The sequence below is a fragment of the uncultured Acetatifactor sp. genome (genome assembly GCF_948601915.1).
GTDB lineage: Bacteria > Bacillota > Clostridia > Lachnospirales > Lachnospiraceae > Acetatifactor.
In genome coordinates this window covers 13,230-20,197 of record NZ_CAPDXS010000102.1, presented here as the reverse complement: position 1 = coordinate 20,197, position 6,968 = coordinate 13,230, and the positions used below count along the sequence as shown (strand labels likewise).

The 6,968-nt window shown below is 55.1% G+C and carries 9 protein-coding genes; 2 read left to right on the top strand and 7 right to left on the bottom strand.

Annotated features, from left to right (window positions below):
- Positions 1-44: 44 nt before the first annotated feature.
- Together Q2B33_RS16500 and Q2B33_RS16495 are read left to right on the top strand one after the other, a co-directional pair.
- On the top strand, positions 45-404 hold the full coding sequence (locus Q2B33_RS16500) for a hypothetical protein (protein WP_300815977.1): 360 nt from the start codon (positions 45-47) through the stop codon (positions 402-404).
- A gap of 232 nt (positions 405-636) precedes the next feature.
- Complete coding sequence (locus Q2B33_RS16495; RefSeq protein WP_300570400.1) at positions 637-1,488, top strand: AraC family transcriptional regulator; 852 nt, start codon at positions 637-639, stop codon at positions 1,486-1,488.
- Between the two features lie 86 nt (positions 1,489-1,574).
- Here the strand turns inward: Q2B33_RS16495 and Q2B33_RS16490 are convergent, their stop codons facing one another.
- The 7 genes from Q2B33_RS16490 to Q2B33_RS16460 form a co-directional block, all read right to left on the bottom strand.
- Positions 1,575-1,817 carry a hypothetical protein gene (locus Q2B33_RS16490; protein ID WP_300570397.1) on the bottom strand — a complete coding sequence of 81 codons (243 nt, stop codon included), beginning with the start codon at positions 1,815-1,817 and terminating at the stop codon, positions 1,575-1,577.
- 267 nt (positions 1,818-2,084) lie between these two features.
- Positions 2,085-2,909: an endonuclease VIII gene (locus tag Q2B33_RS16485; protein WP_300570394.1), complete on the bottom strand. Its 825-nt coding sequence runs from the start codon at positions 2,907-2,909 to the stop codon at positions 2,085-2,087.
- Between the two features lie 22 nt (positions 2,910-2,931).
- Entirely contained in the window at positions 2,932-3,414 is a 483-nt protein-coding gene (locus Q2B33_RS16480) for a GyrI-like domain-containing protein (protein WP_300570391.1), read from the bottom strand.
- A gap of 112 nt (positions 3,415-3,526) precedes the next feature.
- Positions 3,527-3,802: a zinc ribbon domain-containing protein gene (locus tag Q2B33_RS16475; RefSeq protein ID WP_300570388.1), complete on the bottom strand. Its 276-nt coding sequence runs from the start codon at positions 3,800-3,802 to the stop codon at positions 3,527-3,529.
- A gap of 183 nt (positions 3,803-3,985) precedes the next feature.
- Entirely contained in the window at positions 3,986-5,002 is a 1,017-nt protein-coding gene (locus Q2B33_RS16470; protein WP_300570385.1) for an exo-alpha-sialidase, read from the bottom strand.
- A 37-nt stretch (positions 5,003-5,039) separates the two neighbouring features.
- Positions 5,040-5,954, bottom strand: coding sequence for a dihydrodipicolinate synthase family protein (locus Q2B33_RS16465; RefSeq protein WP_300570382.1), 915 nt, complete (start codon positions 5,952-5,954; stop codon positions 5,040-5,042).
- A 45-nt stretch (positions 5,955-5,999) separates the two neighbouring features.
- Positions 6,000-6,917 (bottom strand): FAD-dependent oxidoreductase, encoded by a 918-nt coding sequence (locus Q2B33_RS16460; RefSeq protein ID WP_300914115.1) that lies wholly within the window; start codon positions 6,915-6,917, stop codon positions 6,000-6,002.
- Positions 6,918-6,968 lie beyond the last annotated feature (51 nt).

Here is a 6,968-nt window from a genome sequence, read left to right as displayed (position 1 = left end):
AGGAGATAAAGCAGGCTGCATAAATTTGGCAATTTATTTCGTTAATGAGTATAATCATGCAGCCTACTTTTTCAACATGTGGCCAAGCGTGTATTGCCATGATTGCTGGAAAAAGCGTTGAAGAAGTAATGAAAGATATGAAAACAGATGGAGCTACAAGTATCGGTCAACTGATAGAAATACTTGATTTTTATGGCATAGGACACGCTGAAAGAAACAAACGAATCTCCAAGAAGAATCCCGTTCCCTACAAGTATTCGATTCTGACAGTTCACACAGATGCGGGATATACACATTGGACTCTGCTTTATGATAATAAATATTATGACCCAGAGTTTGGTTTGATCGAGGGAGAATATACACATGGGAAAATCACATCATTTCTAGAAATATATGCCGAATAGAAATTACACTCAATAGGTTTTTTAAGCGGCAGAAACAGCACGGAGGCAGAAGGGCCAGACGCCGCTTCCGGCGCAGCCAACGATTTGGCCGGCCGGGGCTCCGTTTTTCTTGCATATGGCTTCATGCTATGACATAATGAAGGCATCTCTCTTTTCCGTGCAGAAACAGAGAGGAAAAAAGCCCTGCGGCTATGGTATAGTAAGAGCAGGCGAAAAGATTGGAGATTAAATCATGGAATGGATCGAGCGCTTGAATGACACAATAAGCTATATCGAGGAGCATCTGACGGAGGAAATCGACATGAATCAGCTGGGGCGGATCGCCTGTTGTTCCTCCTACCATTTCCAGCGGATGTTCACCTATATGGCGGGAGTTCCCCTGGCCGAGTACATCCGCAGGAGGAAGATGTCCCTGGCCGCCGTGGATCTCCAGGGCAGGGGCATGAAGATCATCGATGTGGCGGGCAAGTACGGGTACAGCTCTCCCACTGCCTTCAACAGGGCCTTCCAGTCCGTCCACGGCATCGCCCCCTCCTCCCTGAAAAAGGAAGGGGTTTCCGTGAAATCCTTCCCGCCCATCACCTTCAAAATCACAGTCAAAGGAGTGGAAGAAATGAACTACCGAATCGAGACGAAAGAGGCCTTCCGCATCGTAGGCGTGTCCGTGCCTCTGGACAAGGACATCGAGAAGAACTTCGCGGTGATTCCCGCAAAATGGGGAGAAATCGCCGCGAACGGCACATTGCAACGGCTGACGGGCATGATGGACACGCAGCCCATGGGCGTGCTTGGCATCAGCACCTGTAATGACACAGAGCCCTGGCGGTATTACATCGCCGTAAGCTCCACCCAGGCAGCGGATGGCCTGGAGGAATACACCGTGCCGGCAGCCACCTGGGCCGTGTTCCCCGGGTCTGGCACCAACCAGTCCATCCAGGAGCTGGAGCGGCGCATCGTGACGGAATGGCTGCCCACCTCCGGGTACGAGTACGGCAACGCCCCCGATGTGGAGGTCTACCTGAACCCTGACCCGGCGAATGCGCAGTATGAGGTGTGGATCCCTGTGGTGAAACGGCAGGGGTAGAATCGATCTGGAGCCGCCGAGCCTGTGACATGTCAGCCGCCACAGGCCCATCGGCCCCTTTTCCATGGTTGGAGCCTGCCCCGCACTCAGCCCAGAGGAACCTTCAAAATCAGCCTTTCAAACTCCTCAATGCTCCTGGAATGCGCCGCCAGTTTGTGCCATTCCCGCAGAATATCCAGGTTCTTTTGTTCCTGAATCCGCTTCTCCAGCTCCTTTGGTATCACACCGATATCCTCCAGCAGTTCCATTATAGCCTCAGCCTTTCCCTCGGCTTTTCCCTCGTCCTTTCCTTCCTCCCGAATCCGCTTCTCTATTTCATACCATTTCATATACGCCAGCCCCACTTCCCTGTCTCATTTTACTCCCATCACCATCTCGCGCAGCCTTGTCAGCCCCCTGGATCTGGCATTCTCCGCTGTGGAATCCTCCATGTACTGGGCAAGCTGCCGCAGCTCCTTTGGCGGATTCCCTTCTGTCCCCTTTGTATACAGGAATACTGTCCTGGCCCCGTCCTCATAGAGCAGATTCCGTATCCAGACGGCTGTCTGATGACAAGCCGGTGGAACTGTCCGAAATCAGGGAGGAAAACTCTTTCCTTACAATTCCTGGCAGCCCGGGCAGAAATACACCGTGCCGCCCAGGTAACTGGCCTTCTGGATTGTGTTCCCACAGTAGGGACAGCCCTTGCCCAGGGTGTTCTTGCTGAGCATCACGGGATACCTGCCGGGCCGGCCGAACAGGTCTTTCTCCGTGTTCCGGCCCCCTGCAGCCGTCATCTTCTCCAGCGTATCGGTGAGCGCCTGGTATACCTGTCTCCAGCGGCTCTCGGGGACAGTGCCCATCTTCTTTTTCGGATGGAGACCAGCCCGCAGCAGGATATCCTGGAGCACGCCGTTGCCCAGCCCGGGGATCCGCTGCTCCGTGGCCAGGAAAGCTTTCATGGACAGGGTCCCTGAAGCCTGCTCCCTCAGCTCCCGGAAATAGGCGTAGTCGAACTCTTCGCTTCCGGGCATGGGCTTCTCCTTGGCCACATGGTAATAGAAATTGTCGTACTCCTTAGGATCCACCAGGAACATGGAGCCGTACATCTGCACGGTGCACACCAGGTTGCTGCCATCCTCCAGCTCAATCCTGGTCTGGTAGCGGGGCGGAAGCTTTTCGCCGGAGGCGTAATATCTTAAATTCGTTCCGTCCCCTACGGCAAAGCGGTAGTCTCCCACATCGATCTCCACATAGCTGCCCCAGCCTATGGCCTCACCCAGGGGCTTCCCCTCCATGGTCTCCGCGTAGTAGTCGGGGTCGCCTGTATACCAGGCAAAGGAGTGCTTGGTGTGGGCCGCTTCCACCCTGCGAATCTCCAGCCCTTTCACGGTTTCGTTGAGCTGTGCGGCTATGGTAAGGCTCTCCGGTATTTCCAGCATAAGAACTCCTCCTTAAATATCATCACAATACGGAAATCCCATAGTCCAGGATGACGTTTCCCTCCCCGTCCGGCGTGGTGTACCTGGGGCAGTTGTATCTCTCGAAGCACCAGTCGTCCTCTTTCCTGGCAAACCCTGCTGCCCGCAGCGCCTCCAGGCACATGTCGTGGGTCTCCATGGTAAAGAAGTCCCTGCTGCCCTCCTTGTCGGACAGATAGCATACCGCATACTCCTGTGGCTCTATGTCAATGGACTCAAACCCATCCGGAACCTCTGTGCCTGCCGGGAAGAACATGCCGATCCATCGCTCGGGCATCCCCTCCACGATGTGCACAGCACCGATATAGGCATCCCCGTTGATGGGAAGACACGGATTCTGCTCCAATACCGCAAACCAGTCCTTTTCCCACCACTCTCCCCAGTTGGGAGCGCCTGTATATCTTTTTCCGATCAGCCGCGTTGCCGGCCAGCTTTCTTTCTTGATTTCCAATACTTTCACTGCCATGGTCTGTCTCCTTGTCTTCTGCTGTTTCATTCCTGCATCAGTGGATGGAAAGACAGCCGGAACAGAACGGAATGTCCGCTTCGGCTGCCCCTGCTTACGGAATTGCACTTCCTTACGCCCTCCAGCGCTCCAGGGTGGGGAAGTATTCGCCCAGCATGGCCTTCGCCTCCTCCACCGTTTTGGCCCGGCCGCCCTCTACCTCGAAAGCCGCGCAGAAGTCTATCATCTCCTCCAGGCTACAGTCCTGGGCAAAGGCCCCGTCTTTGTAGCAGTAGCAGCAATAGGTGTGGTTTTTGCTGCCGTCCCGGTTGGTTCCGTACTGCTCCTCCTGCATGGGCATCCCGCAGCTCTGGCAGATCTTCAGTTCCTGTTTCATTGTGCTTTCCATGATGTCGCTCTCCTTTCGTTTTGCATGCTTTCCCTTATCGGCTCTGGCAGAGGTACGTCCTCTGCCTTGCATCTCACTCTGAGAAGCGGCTCCTGCTTCCTTAAGTGTATGTCTATCATACACTTTATAATATGACATCAGCGTGTCATATTTTAAAAAGTTTTTGATTTTTTGCCCTGAACTTCATCCGATTTCTTCCGGCGAAAGGCTGATTATGGATAGTCCAAAGGAAAATGTATGTTCTGTAGCGCGCCCTGCCTCCGCAATGACATACAGCATTTTCCGGGAAGGACTGTAAAACACATCGCTGTAGCCGCCCTGTTCAGCCAGTTCCCTTCTGTACGGCCACGTCCTCCCATCGTCATCGCTGCGCCGGATGGACAGCCGTATCCTGCCCTCCTCCTTTCCGCATGCGCAGTTCGTGAACCAGAGATGCCCGTCCCCCTGCGTCATTCCCGCACAGCAGACCGGGTCAATCAGCTGTCCGTCAAAGTAGAATCCAGCCCAGTTGCTGATTCCATCCGGGCTAAAGCCCACCTTGCGCAGGCCATTCCCTGTTTCATGGCGGCAGTTTATCATCATCCTGCCGTCCGAAATCTCCGCAAGCACAGATTCATTTGGATCCACGAAATCCTCCCTGTCCCATATTATCTCACCGCACTGCCATGTCTCCCCATGGTCGTCGCTGTACAGCGTGGTCACCACGGAAGGATGATGGCTGGTAATATCCCTGGAGTTTGCCGCTGCCCAGACCGGGACGATCAGCCTGCCCGCGGAGGTCACAAGCCCATGCCCCGGCCCGGCCGCGATCACCGTCCAATTGTACCGCTTCCGAAGCCGGATATATGCGTCAGAAATGTCTCTGGGTTCAGACCATGTAAGTCCCTGGTCCAGGCTGCGCATATAGCGGACTTCACGGTAATTGCGGTGCCAGATCAGATGCACCATACTTCCGTCCGCAAATAGCACCGCATTGTGGATTGCATCGATTCCATGGCCCTCCGCTACAATCATACGGTCAGACCATGTTTGGCCTCCGTCCGTACTGCGGCGGATCGCCAGATCCATGGCGGACCAGTCTCCGCCAAAACGGCACTCGTAAGCCGCAATCACCGTCCCCCTGTCTGTACACACAATGGAAGGCACTCTGTAGATTCGGTAGCCCCCCTTTTCATATTCCTCTATCCGTGTCCGTCGCATGAAGCCTCCCTTCCGCCAAGCCGCTTGTACAGCCGGTTCAATCTCGGATAATCATTCCCTCCGGGCACTTCTCCTCCAGAGCCCTCAGAGTCTTCCACAGCTCCTGTGCCTGATCCTCCTTCAGATCAATCTGCGGCCGGTGCATATGTCCCGCCATCAGGCCGCGATACTGCAGACCGCTCTTGAAAATCGCCATATTGCTGCCGGCGCCCAGGGCCCTGACGAATTTGTTGGCAAGGTTCTGCCAGCTGCGGGCGGTTTCGATGTCTCCAGCCCGGAACGCCTCGTAGACCTTCACGAAGGGTTCCGGATAGACCGAGCTGCATCCGGACACTGTTCCGGCGCATCCCATTGCCAGAGTGGGCAGGAACAGGCTGTCCGCCCCCTGCACCACCTCGAAATCCCTGGCGATTCCCAGGTACTCATATGTACGTGCCATGTCCGCGTAGGAATATTTGATTCCGGCCACGTTCGGACATAGCTCCAGGATACGGCCTATGGTGTCCGAGGTCAGATCGTTTGCCGCCAGTTGCGGAATATTGTACAGATAGGCAGGAAAGTCCTGGGGAATCGCATGGAGCACCTTTACATAATATTCCACCATGGCATCCGGATTTGTGCCGAAAAAAGCCGGTGTCACGATTCCCACGCCATCCGCGCCGATATCACAGGCATGCTGTGCCAGGCGAATCGTCTCGTCCGGATCCATGGCGCCTACATGGATATAGGTCGTCAGCCTCCCCCGGTTCTGCTCAACCACTGCCTGCGCCACCTTCTTGCGGTCTTCCTCATGCATAAGGAACATCTCCCCCGTGGTGCCGCAGGGATACAGGCAGTTCACTCCCCTCTTTACCAGGAATTCCACCATATTCCGAACCTGCTCCAGCATGACCTGACCATTCTCGTCAAACGGCGTCACCATTGCCGTAATTACACCATAAAGTCTTTTCATAACAATTCTCCAATCTGCTGCCGCTTGGGCATCCTTTCTCTCAAATTATCCTATCCTGCTTTTCACCTTGTCCGAATCGGTCTCCCTCAAAGGGGTATTCTCCAGAACGGAAACCGCTGCGGCCGCGCCTGCCGCTTCCCCTACCTTCGCACAGGTGGCGATATAGTGTATCATTCGGCCCGCCGGCTTACCGGTCACAAGCAGATTGTCATATCCCCTTACAATCAGGCTTGCCATGGGAATCCCCCAGCCATGCTCATTCTGCCCGCTGTGCGGATGGCCCCTCACATAGGTCAGGATATCCTTGCGGTCCGAGTACCCAGCCAGATCCTCTCTGGAAATGGTATACTCCGTAAACCCTTCCGGCTCCTCGGGCACGCGCAGCGCCTTGGAGATATTGGCATACACATCCATCAGATGCGCATTCTCAAAGCCCGGAATATATTCCCGGAAGAAGCGATGATAGATCCACTGCAGCCTGCGCGCCGCATTGACCGCGCTGGAATAGTTCAGCGGATCCGCCACGTCCACCTCCTCAAAGCCGTCGCCGAATACGGGATAGCAGCCCATGTTGTCCCTCTCGTAGAAGAGCCACACATGCTCCCCATTGGAGCGTTTGATGGCGGCATACTCCGGATTGTCCCGGATGGCCTTTTCCAGGGTTTTCATAAATCCATGGATGAACAGCGGATTGCCTCCCTGTACCAGCCTGCGCATTTCATCCGGCTGCGCCCGTTTGCCCACCATCGGACGCAGAAACCACCCTGGCTCAGGTGCTCTCGTCCCTTCCTCCTTCGCCTTTCTCATCTCCTCTTCTTCCGCCTGCAGGACCGCCGGATCTTCCGATGCGATCTGCTCCTCTATAAAATCCAGCGTGCGCATGATATCGATGCCGCTCACGCGGACCAGCGTCCCCATATATCCGTTCGAATGAGGGAAGGGATTTCCGGCGCATGTGCTCACCACCGCGCTCTGTGAAGTATCCACGATACGCCTGGCCAATATCTCATATTT

Bases quoted from the DNA above. Each gene is read 5' to 3' on its own strand.
- Q2B33_RS16500 (WP_300815977.1), top strand. From the start codon at position 45: ATGAGTATAATCATGCAGCCTACTTTTTCAACATGTGGCCAAGCGTGT.
- Q2B33_RS16495 (WP_300570400.1), top strand. From the start codon at position 637: ATGGAATGGATCGAGCGCTTGAATGACACAATAAGCTATATCGAGGAG.
- Q2B33_RS16490 (WP_300570397.1), bottom strand. From the start codon at position 1,817: ATGAAATGGTATGAAATAGAGAAGCGGATTCGGGAGGAAGGAAAGGAC.
- Q2B33_RS16485 (WP_300570394.1), bottom strand. From the start codon at position 2,909: ATGCTGGAAATACCGGAGAGCCTTACCATAGCCGCACAGCTCAACGAA.
- Q2B33_RS16480 (WP_300570391.1), bottom strand. From the start codon at position 3,414: ATGGCAGTGAAAGTATTGGAAATCAAGAAAGAAAGCTGGCCGGCAACG.
- Q2B33_RS16475 (WP_300570388.1), bottom strand. From the start codon at position 3,802: ATGGAAAGCACAATGAAACAGGAACTGAAGATCTGCCAGAGCTGCGGG.
- Q2B33_RS16470 (WP_300570385.1), bottom strand. From the start codon at position 5,002: ATGCGACGGACACGGATAGAGGAATATGAAAAGGGGGGCTACCGAATC.
- Q2B33_RS16465 (WP_300570382.1), bottom strand. From the start codon at position 5,954: ATGAAAAGACTTTATGGTGTAATTACGGCAATGGTGACGCCGTTTGAC.